The 13519-nt window shown below is 71.3% G+C and carries 13 protein-coding genes; 7 read left to right on the top strand and 6 right to left on the bottom strand.

Translation table 11 applies throughout. The annotated features are described in order from the left end of the window. Positions 1-10 precede the first annotated feature (10 nt). Positions 11-928 carry a ribonuclease Z gene (locus QSK34_RS01025; RefSeq protein WP_285578894.1) on the top strand — a complete coding sequence of 306 codons (918 nt, stop codon included), beginning with the start codon at positions 11-13 and terminating at the stop codon, positions 926-928. A 279-nt stretch (positions 929-1207) separates the two neighbouring features. Here QSK34_RS01025 and QSK34_RS01020 read toward each other — a convergent pair whose 3' ends face one another. From QSK34_RS01020 to miaB, 5 genes are all read right to left on the bottom strand, one after another. After that, a complete protein-coding gene (locus QSK34_RS01020) occupies positions 1208-3037 on the bottom strand; it encodes a glycoside hydrolase family 15 protein (RefSeq protein ID WP_285578892.1) in 1830 nt (609 codons plus the stop codon). Between the two features lie 278 nt (positions 3038-3315). After that, entirely contained in the window at positions 3316-3987 is a 672-nt protein-coding gene (locus tag QSK34_RS01015; RefSeq protein WP_285578890.1) for a class III extradiol ring-cleavage dioxygenase family protein, read from the bottom strand. 48 nt (positions 3988-4035) lie between these two features. Beyond that, a complete protein-coding gene (locus QSK34_RS01010) occupies positions 4036-4542 on the bottom strand; it encodes a hypothetical protein (RefSeq protein WP_285578887.1) in 507 nt (168 codons plus the stop codon). A gap of 91 nt (positions 4543-4633) precedes the next feature. Next, positions 4634-5242 carry a CAP domain-containing protein gene (locus QSK34_RS01005; protein ID WP_285578884.1) on the bottom strand — a complete coding sequence of 203 codons (609 nt, stop codon included), beginning with the start codon at positions 5240-5242 and terminating at the stop codon, positions 4634-4636. Between the two features lie 259 nt (positions 5243-5501). Next, positions 5502-6980, bottom strand: coding sequence for a tRNA (N6-isopentenyl adenosine(37)-C2)-methylthiotransferase MiaB (gene miaB, locus QSK34_RS01000; protein WP_285578878.1), 1479 nt, complete (start codon positions 6978-6980; stop codon positions 5502-5504). A 93-nt stretch (positions 6981-7073) separates the two neighbouring features. On the opposite strand from miaB, the gene QSK34_RS00995 reads away from it, so the two are divergent. Both QSK34_RS00995 and QSK34_RS00990 read left to right on the top strand, forming a co-directional pair. Continuing rightward, complete coding sequence (locus tag QSK34_RS00995) at positions 7074-8975, top strand: sensor histidine kinase (RefSeq protein ID WP_285578871.1); 1902 nt, start codon at positions 7074-7076, stop codon at positions 8973-8975. Further along, positions 8976-9611: a response regulator gene (locus QSK34_RS00990; RefSeq protein WP_285578859.1), complete on the top strand. Its 636-nt coding sequence runs from the start codon at positions 8976-8978 to the stop codon at positions 9609-9611. On the opposite strand, the gene QSK34_RS00985 is transcribed toward QSK34_RS00990, so the two are convergent. Beyond that, positions 9583-10212 (bottom strand): hypothetical protein, encoded by a 630-nt coding sequence (locus QSK34_RS00985; RefSeq protein ID WP_285578857.1) that lies wholly within the window; start codon positions 10210-10212, stop codon positions 9583-9585. The genes QSK34_RS00990 and QSK34_RS00985 overlap by 29 nt on opposite strands. 150 nt (positions 10213-10362) lie before the next feature. On the opposite strand from QSK34_RS00985, the gene QSK34_RS00980 reads away from it, so the two are divergent. The 4 genes from QSK34_RS00980 to QSK34_RS00965 are packed head-to-tail and all read left to right on the top strand — an operon-like array spanning position 10363 to position 13518. Continuing rightward, positions 10363-11118 (top strand): amino acid ABC transporter ATP-binding protein, encoded by a 756-nt coding sequence (locus QSK34_RS00980; protein WP_285578855.1) that lies wholly within the window; start codon positions 10363-10365, stop codon positions 11116-11118. Between the two features lie 11 nt (positions 11119-11129). Next, positions 11130-11939 carry a glutamate ABC transporter substrate-binding protein gene (locus tag QSK34_RS00975; protein ID WP_285578852.1) on the top strand — a complete coding sequence of 270 codons (810 nt, stop codon included), beginning with the start codon at positions 11130-11132 and terminating at the stop codon, positions 11937-11939. A gap of 59 nt (positions 11940-11998) precedes the next feature. Continuing rightward, the gene (locus QSK34_RS00970) at positions 11999-12667 is read left to right on the top strand and encodes an amino acid ABC transporter permease (RefSeq protein ID WP_030450800.1); all 669 of its coding nucleotides are present in this window, start codon (positions 11999-12001) and stop codon (positions 12665-12667) included. Beyond that, a complete protein-coding gene (locus QSK34_RS00965; protein ID WP_285578849.1) occupies positions 12664-13518 on the top strand; it encodes an amino acid ABC transporter permease in 855 nt (284 codons plus the stop codon). The genes QSK34_RS00970 and QSK34_RS00965 overlap by 4 nt, the downstream gene beginning before the upstream one ends. Position 13519: the final 1 nt, after the last annotated feature.

Below are 13519 nucleotides of genomic sequence, written 5' to 3'. Positions count from 1 at the left end.
CCATGAGGCGATGTCCAACCGTGAGCTGATCGTCCTCGGCACGTCGAGTGCCGTGCCGACGCGGTCGCGCAACCACAACGGCTACTTCCTCCGCTGGGACGACCAGGGCTTCCTCTTCGACCCGGGCGAGGGCACCCAGCGGCAGATGCGGCTGGCCGGGGTCAGCGCCCACGACGTCACGACGATCTGCGTCACCCACTTCCACGGCGACCACTGCCTGGGCCTGCCCGGGGTGATCCAGCGCATCGCGCGCGACGGCGTGCCCCACGAGGTCAGGGCCGTCTACCCCGCGAGCGGCGAGGACTACTGGCTTCGGCTCCGCCACGCCACCCCCTTCGCCGACACCTCGGTCGTCACGCCGTGCCCGGTCGGGGGCGAGGTCGTGACCCTGCCGTCCGGCGGGCTCACGCTGACCGCCCGGCCGCTGTCCCACCCGGTCGACGCCTACGGCTACCGGCTCGACGAGCCGCCGGGCCGCCGGATGATCCCCGCCGAACTGGCCCGCCACGGCATCAGCGGCGCGCAGGTGGGCGAAATCCAGCGGGAGGGCCGCCTTGGTCCGGTCACCCTGGAGGAGGTGAGCCGACCGCGCCGGGGCCAGAGCATGGCGTTCGTCATGGACACCCGGTTGTGCGACGCGGTGCACGCCCTGGCCGAGGGCGTCGACCTGCTAGTCATCGAGTCGACGTTCCTGACGCCGGAGTCGGCCCTCGCCCGCGACTACGGCCACCTGACCGCCGCCCAGGCCGGGCAGGTCGCCGCGGAGGCGGGCGTGCGGCAGCTGGTGCTGACCCACTTCTCCGAACGCTACGGCCGCGACGACGAACCCCGCTTCGCCGAGGAGGCCGCCAAGGCCTATTCGGGCGACATCGTGGTGGCCCGCGACCTCATGCGCGTGCCGGTGCCCAGACGCGGCGCTCCGGGCTAGTGTCCCGCGTCTGTGCGCGGACCGGACGGCCCAAGACCCGGGTGACGCTTTCCGCTGACGAGCGGGCCACGCCGGGGCACTGGGATGGACGTCCCGCGACGTGGCCAGGCACGCGGACGTGGTCTTGTCCCAGCGTGTCATCAGAACGACTTCGCCGAGGGGGCCGGGCGGACGCCCAGCGGCGGAACTCGTCGACGGTCCAGTCCTGCTGGTCGGCACACGTCAGCTCGCACCGGGCGTCGAGGTCGCCGGTGGCGCCGAGGACGAGCGGCCGGTCGATCAGGCCGTGGTTCCTGTTTCCGCTCGCGCCAGGTTGACGCCGCTGGCGATGATCCCGATGTGGCTGAACGCCTGCGGGAAGTTGCCCATGAACGCTCCCGTGGACGGGTCGATCTGCTCGGGCATCAGCCCGACCGGGCTGGCGCGGGCGCACAGCGACGCGTACAGATCACCGGCCCGTTCTCGATGGCCCTGCAGGATCAGGTTGTCGACCAGCCAGAAGCTGCACAGCAGGAAGGCGCCCTCGTCGCCGGGCAGGCCGTCGGGGGATTGTTCGTGCAGGTACCGGTAGAGCAGGCCGTCACCGGCCGACAGGCGTTCGGCGATGGCCGCGGTGGTGGCGGCCATGCGCGGATGGTCGGCGGGTACGACCTTGCGCAGCGGCAGCGCGAGCAGGCTGGCGTCCAGACCGCCGCCGCCGTCCAGGTGCTCGCTCAGGCACTGCGCCCGCTCGTCCCAGGACTGTTCCAAGATGAGCCGGCGCAGCTTGTCTGCGGTGGCCCGCCAGGTGGCGATCGGCCCGGACAGGCCGAGCCGCTCGCCGATGGCCGCGGCCCGGTCCAGGGCCACCTGGCACATCCCGGCCGAGTAGGTGAAGACCCGGCCTTCGCTGCGTACCTCCCAGATGCCCTGATCCGGCTGCCGCCAGGTGTACGCGGCGGCATCGGCCAGTTCCGCCAGACCGGACCACAACGCCGGCTGGAGTTCGCGGCCGGGGAGCAGCCACTGATCGGCGCAGTCCAGCACCTCGCCGTAGACGTCGTGCTGGCGCTGGTCGGCCGCGTCGTTGCCCCACCGCACCGGCGCGGAGCGCCGGTAGCCCTCCAGTTCCCCGTCATGGATCTCCTGGGGTACGGGGTCGCCGTCGAGGGTGTACATGATGCGCGGGTGGCGGCTCTGCTCGAAGGCGTCCAGCACCCAGCCGAGGAAGGCGTCGGCCTCCTCCTCGAAGCCGACCCGGCGCAACGCGAACACGGCGTATGCGGCGTCGCGGATCCAGGTGTAGCGGTAGTCCCAGTTGCGCACTCCGCCGATCGGCGCGGGCAGGGAGGAGGTGGGCGCCGCGACCAGTGAGCCGTTGCTCCAGTCGTCGCACAGCTTCAGCGTGATCACCGAGCGCCGGACCAGCGCTTCCTGCGGGCCGCGGTAGCTGCACCTGCGCATCCAGCGCCGCCAGGCCTCGGTGGTCTGTCGCAGCATCGCCTCGGGGTCGAACCGGTGATGGCGGTGGATGCGGCCCCAGGACAGCACCAGATCGAGGCGGTCGCCCTCCTGAAGGTCGTACACGGTGTGCAGGCCGGTCAGCGGGCGGCTGGAGCGCAGATGCAGCCGCAGGTCGGGCCTCCGTGAGACGCGCACCTCCAGCCCGCTGCAAAGGGCCCGCGCCTGCCCGCCGCCGCGCGGCTCCAGCTCCGCCCGCAGGCGCACGGTCCCGGCCCGCACGACCACGGATCGGACCAGCTCGCCCCGCCCGCCGCCCGCGTCATCACTCAGGTCGGCGCCGGCCCGCAGGGCCAGCGCGTCGGTGATCCGGACCAGGCCGGTCGGGCCGCGGAGCTCGGTCACCAGCACCGCGGTGTCCGGCTCGTAGAACTGCCGGGCCTCGCGCAGGTCGTCCACGCTGAGCGTGAAGTGGCCGCCGCGCTCATGATCCAGTAGGCCGCACAGCAGGGGCTCGCTGTCGAAGCGAGGCAGGCACAACCATGGGATCGAACCGTCCACGCCGACGAGCGCCGCCGTCGTGCCGTCGCCGATGAGGCCCAGGTCCTCCAGTGGCAGGTAGCCCTCCTGCCGGCGCACCGGGCGGAAGGGCGGATCGAGATCGAGCATGCCTGGCCTTCTCCTCCGTGCTGACGCGCGCCGGCGCAGATGGTGATCGGCTTCCGTCACGACGGTCGCGGAACAGGCTTCTCCATGAAACCGACGTGTCCGGTCTCCTTCGTCACGAAGGTTTTCATGGCGCCCCTGTCAGGTCGCTCTCCGACGCGCCGCCGGCGCTGCCGAGGGGCCGTAGAGTCGGCGCCGCCGATGACCTGCCTACCCGCGTGGTCTCATCGCTCAACGTCGTGGTGGCGAAGGCCGGGCGCCGGCTTTCGGGGCCTTCGTCGTCAGGCGGTGGGGGTGGATGGGGCCAGTGCCGCCGTGACGTAGTAGGCCACCCCGTAGGGCGCGTCCGAGTAGAGCAAGGCGAACGGCCAGGCGGGCAGGGTCTGGAAGGCCGCGCGTCCCGCCGCCCACATCTCGGCCGCCTCGCCGGGGTCGAGCTCGGCGGTGCGGCCCTCGACGAGGGCCGCCTCCAGCCGCTCGGAGTAGGCCGCCGCGCCGGGGTGCAGGTAGCCGGGCGACTTCTCGGTCAGCCGGGCCGAGCCGTCGCCCATGACGAGCAGCGCCACCCGCGGGGCCAGCGCCGCCACGCGTTCGCCGACCGCGCGGCAGCCGCCGGGAGGGGTGTCGTGGCGGAGGGATTCGAGGTGGAGCGGCGCCTCGGAGGCGGACGACAACCACCGCCCGATCGTGAGCGACAGCGGCAGGACCGGTGTCCCGCTCCCCACGGTCACGTCGCCGCCCCACGGCCGCAGCGTCCCTGCCGCGGACGGCGGGTAGACCCGCCCGTCGTCGGCGCCGCCGACGATCGCGACCAGGTCGGGAGAGGCGGAGTGGAGCACCGCCACGGCCTCGGCGCAGGCGGCCCGCAGGTCGTCGAGCTCGGCCGCCGCCCCTCCCGCCAGGGAGGGGACGATCAGCGGTGGATTCGGGCACACGGCGGCGGCGACGAGCACCGCCTCAGCGTATCCACCGCTGATCCGTCCTTCGTCCCCCGAATCGGCCTAGTAGCCGCCGACCGGCTCGCCGGGCTCGACCGCGCCCGCGTCGCCGCCGCGGTCGATCGCGTCGGGGTCGTCCTGCGCCGACTGGGTCGGCCTCGTCGCCGGCTTCTTGGTGGGCTGGGTCGCGGGCCTGTTCTGGCCGCTGTTGCCGCCGCTGCCCTGCTCCTCCCGGGCCGGCGCGTCGCCGGAGGCGACGCCGGTGTCCACCTGGGTGTCGTCCTGGACGTCCTCCTGCACCGCGGGCGCCTGGCCGTCGTCGGCCACGGTCTCCTCCTGCGGCGACTCCGCCTCAGTGGTCTCCGCCACGTCGGCGTCGGCCGCCGGGGGCGCGGCCGAGGTCGCCGCGGGGGCGGGGGCCGGAGGGGTCGAGCCGCTGTTGAGGGCGACGCCGATGCCGGCGCCGCCGACGACCGCGACCAGCACGCCGGCGACGATCGCGATCGTCCTGGTGTTGCCGCCTGATCGTGCGCGGCCCGGCGGAGGTGCCTTTCGCGCGGATCGGTTCATGAGGGTGACTCCATGCTGCTTGGTTGAGGGTGCCCAGCAGCCTAACGAGAAACCCGAAATCCAGGCTCATAAATGCCGATATAGGCACAAATCAGCGGTATCCGAAGTCCTGCGTCCACCACGGCCCGTCGACGCCCTGCTTCAGGCCGACCCCGATGGCCTCCAGGTCGCAGTTGACGATGTTGGCCCGGTGGCCGGGGCTGTCGAGCCACGCCTGCACGACCTGCCGGGGAGTGGTCTGACCTCGGGCGATGTTCTCGGCGGCGGGGTAGTCGTAACCCGCCGCCTCGATGCGGTCCCACGGCGAGCGGCCGTCGAGGGAGTCGTGGCTGAAGTAGTCGCGGGCGGCCATGTCGGCCGAGTGGAGCCGGGCCGCCCGGCGGAGCCGTTCGTCGATGCGCAGCGGCTCGCACCCCTCGGCCCGGCGGGCCACGTTGGTCAGCCGGACCACCTCGTCTTCGGCGGTCTTCAGCGCGTTCGCCGGAGCCGTGGCGGCGACCGGGGCGGCCCCGGCGCGTTCCCTGGTCGTCTTGCGGGCGGGCTTGTTGGTCTTCACCCGGACCGTCGGCTTCTGCTTCGGCGGCTTCGGGGTGGCCTCCGGGCTCGGCACCGTGTAGGAGTCGACCGGCACGGGAGGCTCGCTGGCCATGTCGAACGCCCCGGTCTGCCCGCTCCCGCAGGCGGTCAGGAGCGCGGGCACCAGAAAAAGCCAGCCACGCTGCCGGAACGAGGGCATCCGGGACCTTCCTATGTCACTCAGCGAACGGGTGACACACTAATCCCAGTAACGATTTCGGCGCTCGCGAATCACGAAAGAATCACGACATCTCGCCTCGTGTCGCAGCAGGCGACAAACCCCTACTTTCCGTTACGGCTCCGCCTACCCCGGCCCCGCCCGCCGACCCCGGCCCGCGCCGCGTCCGGCGCCCACCGGCCGCTCCCGGCGCGGCGCGCGACGGCTAGGAGACCTCACATCCCGAGACGACCGGCAGCGGCGCGGGCCGCCCGATCGTCGGCATGCCGAGACTGACCCCCTTGGCGGCGGGACGTCCCTGCCGGGCCTCCCACGCGTCGCCCGAGCGGGTGCGGCGGACGCCGACCACCTTGTCGGCCACCAGGTGGTGGGGGGCGGCGTAGGTCACTTCGGCGGTGACGACGTCGCCGGGGCGGGCGTCGGCCCAGGCCACGTGGACCAGCCGGTTGTCGGGCGCGCGGCCCGACAGGCGCCGGGTGGCGTCGTCTTTCCGGCCCTCGCCCTCGGCGATCAGGACCTCGACGACCCGCCCGGTCTGCTTCCGGTTCTCGGCCCAGGCGATCTCCTCCTGGACCTCGATGAGCCGGTCGTAGCGCTCGCGGACGACCTCCTTCGGCACCTGGTCGGGCATGGTCGCGGCCGGGGTGCCGGGGCGGATCGAGTACTGGAAGGTGAAGGCGTTGGCGAACCGCGACTCGCGCACCACGTCGAGCGTGGCCTCGAAGTCGTCTTCGGTCTCGCCGGGGAAGCCGACGATGATGTCGGTCGAGATGGCGGCGTCGGGCATCGCGGCGCGGACCCGGGAGATGATCCCGAGGTACTTCTCGGCCCGGTAGGAGCGGCGCATCGCCTTCAGCACCCGGTCGGACCCCGACTGGAGCGGCATGTGGAGCTGGTGCATCACGTTGGGGGTCTCGGCCATCGCCGCGATCACGTCGTCGGTGAAGGCGGCGGGGTGGGGCGAGGTGAACCTGACCCGCTCCAGGCCCTCGACGTCGCCGCAGGCGCGCAGCAGCTTGCCGAAGGCGAGCCGGTCGCCGAACTCGACGCCGTAGGTGTTCACGTTCTGCCCGAGGAGGGTGACCTCCATGACGCCCTGGTCGACCAGGGCCCGGATCTCGCCCAGGATGTCGCCGGGGCGGCGGTCCTTCTCCTTGCCGCGCAGGGCGGGCACGATGCAGAAGGTGCAGGTGTTGTTGCAGCCCACCGAGATGGCGACCCACGCGGCGTAGGCCGACTCGCGCTTGGTCGGGAGGGTCGACGGGAAGACCGACAACGACTCCTCCAGCTCGACCTGCGACTCCTGCGCGATGCGGGCGCGTTCGAGGAGGACCGGCAGGGAGCCGATGTTGTGGGTGCCGAAGACCACGTCGACCCACGGCGCGCGGCGCACGATCTCGCCCTGGTCCTTCTGGGCCAGGCAGCCGCCGACGGCGATCTGCATGCCCTCGCGGGCGGCCTTGACCGGGCGCAGGTGGCCGAGGTTGCCGTAGAGGCGGTTGTCGGCATTCTCGCGCACGGCGCAGGTGTTGAACACGACCACGTCGGGGGTCTCGCCCTCGGGCGCGCGTACGTAGCCGGCGTCTTCGAGCAGGCCGGAGAGGCGCTCGGAGTCGTGGACGTTCATCTGGCACCCGTAGGTCCGTACTTCGTACGTGCGGGTGCTCTCCTCTGTCGCAGTCATCTCAATCCACAAGCGTAGGCGCTTCGGCGAGCCCGCTGAGCCCGGGACAATGTCCCGGTTGTCCGGGCATCGCCGTCTATATCCTGACGTGCGATGACAACACGATGGGCCGTGGGCGTGACCGGGCTCGCGGCCGGGGCCGTGGCGCTCGTCCTCGGGCTGGTCAACGGGCTCAGCCTGGTCGCGCTCAGCCATCTGCTGTACGCGGCGGCCGCCGTCCTGATCGGCACGATCATCGCCGTCTACCGGCCAGGGAACGCGGTGGGCACCCTCCTGCTGACCGCCGGGCTCTCGTTCACGGCCCTCGACTTCTTCGGGCTGCTTGCGCTCTGGCGGCCGGAGTTGTCGCTGCTGGCCTGGCCGCAGAACTTCCTGTGGGTGCCGGCCAACCTCGCGATGGCCGCGATCCCCTGCTGCTTCCCCGACCGGCCGCTCCCCGCGCCCAGGTTCGTCGTCCCGGCCGTGGCGCTGGCGGCGCTGCCCTGCGCGTTCGCGCCGGGCGCCAACCAGCAGCTCGGCTACGGCGTCCCGCTGTCCAACCCCTTCGGCGTCGAGGCCCTGAGGGGCGTCACGGCGTTCATGGAGCCCGCGATCACCGTGGCCGCGGCCCTGCTGTTCCTGGCGGGCTCCGCCGACCTCGCCCGCAGGGCCCGCCGGATCGAGCGGGCCCAGGTCCAGTGGCTCGTGTACGCCGTCTCGGTCGCCGGCGTGGTCGTCGTGCTGCGGCTGGCCGCCGGCCTGACCGACGACCTGCCCGGCACGGTGTGGCCGCTCGACAGCGGCCTCTGGGAGATCGCCGGGACGGCCGCGATCACCCTCGTGCTGGCCGCCATCGGCATCGCGATCGTGCGCCACGGCCTGTTCGACATCGAGCTGGTCATCAACCGCACGCTCGTCTACGCCGTCCTCACCGCGTTCGTGACCGGCGGCTACATCGCCGTCGTCGGCTATCTCGGCGCCGTCTTCCAGAGCCGGGGCCTGCCGCTCTCCGTCGCCGCCGCGGCGGTCGTCGCCCTCGTCTTCGCCCCGCTCCGGGCCCGCGTCCAGCGCGCCGTCAACGTGCTCATGTACGGCCGCCGCGACGACCCCTACGCCGCCCTCGCCCACCTGGGCCGCAGCCTGGAGGCCCGGCCGGACGCCCACGCGGCGGCCGAGTCGGTGGCCGAGGCGCTGAAGCTGCCCCACGCGGCGGTCGAGCCCCCCGGCCACGCCGGAGACCCCGGGCTGGTGCGGCTGCCGCTGACGTACAACAACGAGCTCGTCGGCCACCTGGCCCTCGCGCCGCGCCCCGGGCAGAAGGGGTTCGGCGCCCGCGACCTGCGGCTGCTGCGCGACCTGGCCCGGCAGATGGGCTCGGTCGTGCACGCCGAACGGCTGGCCGCCGACCTGCGCGCCTCGCGCGAGCGCCTGGTGGTGGCCCGGGAGGAGGAGCGGCGGCGGCTCAGGAGGGACCTGCACGACGGGCTCGGGCCGACGCTGGCCGCGCTGACGATGCGGGCCGAGGCGGTGCAGGACCTGGTCGACGACCCCAGGGCGCAGGACCTGCTGGAGGAGATGATCGGCGCGGCCCAGGCGGCCACCGCCGACGTGCGGGCCCTCATCGACGGGCTGCGCCCGCCCGCCCTCGACACCCTCGGGCTCCTCGGCGCGCTCCGGGCACACGTCGCCGGATTGCCCGGCGAGCCGCGCGTAGGTCTCGATCTGCCTGTCGACCTGCCCGAACTGTCGGCCGCCACCGAGGTGGCGGCATACCATATCGCTGTCGAGGCGATCAACAACGCCCGCCGCCACTCAGGCGCGGACACCGTCACGCTCCGGCTCGTGCCCTGGAAGAACCTGCTGGTCGAAGTCGTCGACGACGGCCGCGGGGCTACAGGGCCACCGGGCATCGGCCTTACTTCTCTGCGCGAAAGGGCCGTCGAACTGGGCGGCTCCTTCGTGGTCATCACTGCGCGGGGCACCACCGTCCGCGCGCAGCTGCCGATGGGAGCCTGAATGGACCAGATCCGCGTCCTGCTCGTCGACGACCACCCCGCCTTCCGGGCGGGCCTGTCGGCGCTGCTCAAGCCGGTCCGCGAGATCGTGATCGCCGACGAGGCGTCCACCGGCGAGCAGGCCCTGGCGCTGGTCGGCGGGGTGCAGCCCGACGTGGTGCTGATGGACCTCGCCATGCCCGGCATGGGCGGGGTGGCCGCGACCGAGCGGCTGGTGCGCGACCACCCGCACATCCGGGTGCTGGTGCTGAGCATGGCCGACGACGACGACTCGGTCTTCGCCGCCCTCAGGGCAGGGGCCCGGGGATACGTGCTGAAGGGGGCCAGGAAGGCCGAGCTGGTGCGGTCGATCGTGGCGGTGCACGGCGGCGAGGCGATCTTCGGCCCGGCCATCGCGTCCCGGCTGACCGGCTACTTCACCGGTCTGGCGCGGCGCGAGCAGGGCTTCCCCGAGCTGACCGCCCGGGAGCGGGAGATCCTCATCCTGATGTCCAGCCATCTGACCAATCCGGTGATCGCCGAACGGCTCGGGCTGAGCGGCAAGACGGTCCGCAACCACGTGTCGAGCATCTTCGCCAAGCTGCACGTCGCCGACCGCGCCGAGGCGATCATGCGGGCTCGCGCGTCGGGGTTCTGAGCAGCTCGCGGGCCGTCCACCCGAGCGCCACCAGTTCCAGCAGCGCCCCGATCGACTGGACGGCGGGCGAGGAGCCCGCCACGACGAACGGCACCGCGATGCCGGCGACCACCGCCACCGGCACCCACCACGGGGCCGCCTTCTTCACGGCGAGGCCGACGAGCAGGACCAGCGTGCCGACGTGGGTGAGGAAACCGGGGAACAACATGCCGAACAGGAAGCCCGGCAGCTCGTTCGCGACCGCGGTGACCCGCACGGCCGTCTCGGCGGGCACGGTCTGGGCCAGCGCCAGGTCGTAGAAGTCGGTGGTGAACAGGGTGCACGCCGCCGCCGTGCCGAACAGGCCCAGCGTCAGGCCGGTGTTGGCCAGGCCCCGGGACCTGGGGTAGAGCAGCGCGGCCAGACCGAAGAACGCGGGGATCATCGCGAGGGTGGCGTACAGGAACAGCAGGCCGCTGACCTGCACCTGGCCGGGCATGGCGGCGAAGACGGCGGGGTCGTGCTCCTCGCCGGGCGGCGAGGTGAGGAAGGCGGCGAACAGCAGGACGGGCCAGGCGACGAGCGCGCCCACGGCGACGGTGCGCCGATAGTTATCGGTCATGCCCTCAGCCAACCGACGACCTGCCCCGAATCTCATGAGTCAGGCTCGGGAAAAATGTCCCAACCAGCCGGGATGACCAGGACAGTCGTGATGTGATCGGTATAACTCCGCTGCTGACTTGGAGATATAGCCCCCTTTACGTTGACTCCCATGACAGAAGCCGTCGGATCGACTTCTCTCGTCAGACTTGAGAACGTCAACAAGCACTTCGGCACCCTGCACGTGCTGAAGGACATCGACCTCAACATCGCGCGGGGTGAGGTCGTGGTCGCCATCGGCCCTTCGGGGGCCGGCAAGTCGACCCTCTGCCGGGTGATCAACCGGCTGGAGACCATCGACTCGGGCACCATCACCTTCGACGGCAAGAGCCTGGCGGTCGAGGGCCGCGCGCTGGCCCAGCTGCGCTCCGAGGTCGGTATGGTGTTCCAGTCGTTCAACCTCTTCGCCCACAAGACGATCCTCGAGAACGTCACCCTCGGGCCGATCAGGGTCCGCAAGATCGCGCGTGACCAGGCCGAGAAGCGCGGCATGGAGCTCCTGGAGCGGGTCGGCATCGCCTCGCAGGCGCAGAAGTACCCCGCCCAGCTCTCCGGCGGCCAGCAGCAGCGTGTGGCCATCGCCCGCGCCCTGGCCATGGACCCGAAGATGATCCTCTTCGACGAGCCCACCTCCGCGCTCGACCCCGAGATGGTCCAGGAGGTGCTCGACGTCATGATCGCGCTGGCCAGAGACGGCATGACCATGCTCGTCGTGACCCACGAGATGGGCTTCGCCCGCCGGGCCGCCAACCGGGTGGTCTTCATGGCCGACGGCGCCGTCGTCGAGCAGAACACCCCCGACGAGTTCTTCACGAATCCGGGCACCGACCGTGCCCGCGATTTCCTCAGCAAGATCCTCACACACTGAAGGTGGCTGTCATGCGTGTCCGTCGAATTGGTGCCCTCCTGATGACCGCCGCCGCGCTGGCGGCGTCCTTGACCGCGTGCAGCGGTGGCGACGACAAGTTCGTCATCGGCGTGAAGTTCGACCAGCCCGGCCTGGGCCTGAAGCAGACCGACGGTTCGGTGAAGGGTTTCGACGTCGACGTCGCCGCCTACATCGCCAAGGAGCTTGGCTACACCCCTGAGCAGATCGAGTGGAAGGAGACCGTGTCGGCCAACCGCGAGCCCTTCATCCAGCAGGGCCAGGTCGACATGGTGGTGGCGACGTACTCGATCACCGACAAGCGCAAGGAGGTCATCTCCTTCGCCGGTCCCTACCTGGTCACCGGCCAGGACATCCTGACCCGCGCCGACGACACCTCGATCACCGGCCAGGACAGCCTCCAGACCAAGAAGGTCTGCGGCGCCCAGGGCTCCAGCTCCCCGCAGCGCCTGGTCGACAAGTTCGGCGAGGAGTGGAAGGCGCAGTACCTGACCGAGCAGCAGGGCTACGGCGCCTGCCTGCCGCTGCTGGAGCAGGGCCAGGTCGACGCGATCTCCACCGACGCCACCATCCTGGCCGGCTTCGCCGCCCAGAGCCCCGGCAAGTTCCGCCTCGTCGGGCAGGTCTTCTCCGAGGAGAAGTACGGCGTCGGCCTCAAGAAGGACGACAAGGAGACCCGCGACAAGGTCAACGCGGCCATCGAGAAGATGTTCTCCGACGGCTCGTGGAAGAAGGCCGTGGACACGAACTTCGGCGAGTTCGCCCCCAACTTCGCGACCCCGCCCGCCCTGGAGAAGTACTGATCTGACCGGCTCCCGGCCCTCCCCTCGGGGAGGGCCGTTTCTCATGGGGAGGTGGGCGCGTGGGCGCCCTCGTCGAAGAGTTCCCGGTCATCCTGGGCGCGTTCTGGCTGACCATACGGCTCACGCTGGCCAGCGCCGCGGCGGCGCTGGTGCTGGGCACCGTCCTGGCCGCCATGCGGGTCAGCCCGTTCGCCGTGCTGCGCGGGGTGGCCACGGTGTACGTCAACACGCTGCGGAACACGCCGCTGACCCTGGTGATCGTGTTCTGCGGGCTCGGCCTCGGGCTGGTGCTCGACGTGTCGTTCTCCGAGTCGTTGTCGACCAACTACCTGTGGTTGTCGATCATCGGGCTGTCGGCGTACACGGCCGCGTTCGTCTGTGAGGCGATCAGGTCGGGCATCAACACCGTGCCCGTCGGCCAGGCCGAGGCGGCGCGGGCGCTCGGGCTGACGTTCACCCAGAACCTGCGCTTCATCGTGCTGCCGCAGGCGTTCCGGGCGATCATCGCGCCGCTCGGCAGCCTGCTGATCGCGCTGACGAAGAACACCACGGTCGCCGCCGCGATCGGCGTGGCCGAGGCGTCGCTGACGATGAAGTCGCTGTTCGAACGGCACCAGGACTCGGTGGTCGCGATCTTCTTCGGGTTCGCGCTGGCCTTCCTCGTGCTCACCCTCCCCACCGGCCTGTTCTTCGGCTGGCTGTCCCGACGGCTGAAGGTGGTCCGATGAGCACCGTCCTGTACGACACCCCCGGCCCCCGCGGCATTCTGCGCAACCGCATCCTGACCTTCGTCTTCGCCGCCGCGCTGCTGGCCGGGCTCTACTTCGCCTACCTGAAGTTCGACGAGAAGGGCCAGTTCGACGCGGCCCTGTGGGAGCCGTTCCTCCAGGGCGACGTGTGGGTGAACCTGATCATCCCCGGCCTGCTCAACACCCTGTCGGCCGCCGCCGTGGCGGCGCTGATCGCGGTGCCGTTCGGGTTCGTGTTCGGCATCGCCCGGTTGTCGGAGCACAAGTGGATCAGGGTGCCCGCCGGGGCGGTCGTGGAGTTCTTCCGCGCCATCCCGCTGCTCATCATGATCTTCTTCGCCCAGTACGGCGGCTCGGCCGTGCTCGGGCTCACCGTGACCTCGTTCACGGCCGTCGTGTTCGGGCTGGTGCTCTACAACGGGTCGGTGCTGGCGGAGATCGTCCGGGCCGGGATCCAGTCGCTGCCGCGCGGCCAGACCGAGGCCGCGCTGGCCGTCGGGCTGCGCAAGGGGCAGGTCATGCGGCTGATCCTGCTGCCGCAGGCGGTGACCGCGATGATGCCGGCCATCGTCAGCCAGCTCATCGTGCTGCTCAAGGACACCGCGCTCGGGTTCATCGTGGCGTTCGAGGACCTGCTGAACGCGGGCGCCCGCATCCTGCCCGCGAACTTCCGCAACCTGATCCCGGCGGTCATCGTCGTCGCGATCATCTACATCATCATCAACGTCCTGGTCGGACTGCTCGCCAACTGGCTGGAACGCCGCTCCCGCCGCAGCCGCAAGACCACGATCAAGCCCGTCGAGGCCCCCCAGTCGGTCGGCGTTGGGTAGG

The sequence above is a fragment of the Herbidospora sp. NBRC 101105 genome, from assembly GCF_030269205.1.
In the GTDB taxonomy this organism is placed as follows: domain Bacteria; phylum Actinomycetota; class Actinomycetes; order Streptosporangiales; family Streptosporangiaceae; genus Herbidospora; species Herbidospora solisilvae.
Note: the sequence above shows the minus strand (reverse complement) of the source record. Positions and strands in the feature narration are given on the sequence as shown.